Raw genomic sequence first — 1,743 nt, 5'->3', positions numbered from 1 at the left:
GAGTTCGAGGCGATCACGGAGCCGGGCAGCGCGGCGGACCTGCTTCACGGACTGGTCACGCTCTCCGTCGACCGCGAGGCGCTGGGCGTCTTCGTCACCCACCTCGCGGACGACCTCGAGCCGCTGCCCCCGCAAGCGCGGGTCGACGGCATCTTCGCGGAGGGGCTGAACCCCGACCTCGAGTTGCTCGTCGATTACCAGCCCCGCTTCGGCACGGTGGGTCGCTCGACGCCGGAGTTCATCGTCTCGCGGCTCGTCGCGAACGCGGGCGATCGGGGCGAACGCTCCGGGTTCGAGACGCTGGCCGAGGCCGTCGGCAACGAGATCGTCCAGCGGACGCTCGCGGACGCTCGCTGGACCACCGGCGAGTGAGTTACGACGGCCCGCTCCAGTCCCGTCGTCAGTCGATTACCCATCGTCCGTCCGTTCCCTATCGTCTGTCTGTTCCCCGCGGTTGTATCGGTCCTCGAGGCGGTTTTCGTCCTCGAACCAGTTTCCGTCCTCGAGCCAGCGGTCCGGCGTGGGCTCGTACCCGGTTCCGGGTTCGGTATCGATCGGCTCGCCGTAGGTGTAGAGCGTTCCGTCGTACTCCTCGCAGACCCGGGCCTCGAGGTAGGCCTGCGCGGCTCGCCGCGAGAGCGCCCCCATCTCGATGATGTCGGCCAGTGTGGTCTTGGTCGCGCGAAACCAGTGCCCGACCGAGTTCTCGGCCTCGGAATCGGCTTCGACGATCGCACCTCGACCGCCGTCGCGGCCGTCGCCCCACTCGAGCCAGCAGACCCGATAGGCGTCGACCGCGTAGTCGGCCGCCGGGTCGACCAGATACAGCGCCTCGTGGACGCAGGGATCGAGATGATCCGTCAGGATTCGATCGCGGGTGATCGAGTCCGCCACCAGGGGCCCCGCGACCGAGCCGTCGGCCAGCGGCGTGGCGGACGTGATCTCGCCGGCCAGTGACAGCGTCTCGCCGCCCCAGTGGCTGTATCGCAGGTCGTAGAGCCGATCCGGTCGCCGGTAGGCGACGAGCGCCCTATGTCCCATCGTCCACCCTGTCTGCCGTGGTCGAGTCGATCCACTCGAGGGTCGAGCGGGGAACTGTGTGACGGGTCACGGCGGCTCTGGCCGCCCGTCCGTACTTGAACCTGCGGACGTCTGCGTTCTCGAGGTCGGTCGCTCCGGGAGAGACGCCCCTCCTCTCTACTGTCCATTCGGCGGGACTGTGGGGGCGGACGACCCGTTCCGGGACACCTCAGCAGGTCGCCGAGATCCGCTCGTGGGGAACCGGTTCGCCGACCGGGCCGTCCGCGTCGACCGACTGATCGACGCGGTAGATGGTCACCGACTCGACGTCGTCGGGGGCGCGGTCACAGAAGTACGCCGCCGCGGGATCGAGGTGGGCGTCTCCACCGCCGCCGCGCAGCTTCGTTCCGTAGCGCTTCCAGAGCGTCGACGGATACCGATCCATGGCGTCCGGCGGGCGGTCGAAATCGACCGTCCCGCCGTCGACGAGATCGATCGGGTCGCCTGATTCGCGCTCGGCTTCGACGACGTACCAGCTGTACTCGTCCGGCGGATCGGGTGCGAAGAAGGCCCAGCTCGCACTACCCAGTTTCTCACCGCCCGGGGCCGGTCCGGGATCAACGAGGCCGGCCGCGGTCACCTGCCAGCTCACCACGGAGAGGAGGACGCAGGCGAACAGCACCGTCGTCCCGAGTCGAACCCCGCGACGGACCCGGGCCCGGG

At 69.1% G+C, this 1,743-nt stretch carries 1 protein-coding gene and 2 pseudogenes; 1 reads left to right on the top strand and 2 read right to left on the bottom strand.

Going from position 1 to position 1,743, the window contains the following annotated elements; translation table 11 throughout:
• A pseudogene (locus tag PGX04_RS24770) lies at positions 1 to 372 on the top strand (DNA mismatch repair protein); the annotation flags it as partial.
• 36 nt (positions 373 to 408) lie between these two features.
• Here PGX04_RS24770 and PGX04_RS24765 read toward each other — a convergent pair.
• Entirely contained in the window at positions 409 to 1,041 is a 633-nt protein-coding gene (locus PGX04_RS24765) for a DUF6735 family protein (RefSeq protein ID WP_273740936.1), read from the bottom strand.
• Positions 1,042 to 1,249: 208 nt separating this feature from the next.
• Positions 1,250 to 1,743 (bottom strand): annotated as a pseudogene (locus tag PGX04_RS24760) (HTTM domain-containing protein); the annotation flags it as partial.

It is taken from the genome of Natrinema soli (assembly GCF_028618695.1).
The sequence above is the reverse complement of the archived record's forward strand: the minus strand, read 5'-3'. Positions and strand labels throughout refer to the sequence as shown.

Bases quoted from the DNA above. Each gene is read 5' to 3' on its own strand.
- PGX04_RS24765 (WP_273740936.1), bottom strand. From the start codon at position 1,041: ATGGGACATAGGGCGCTCGTCGCCTACCGGCGACCGGATCGGCTCTAC.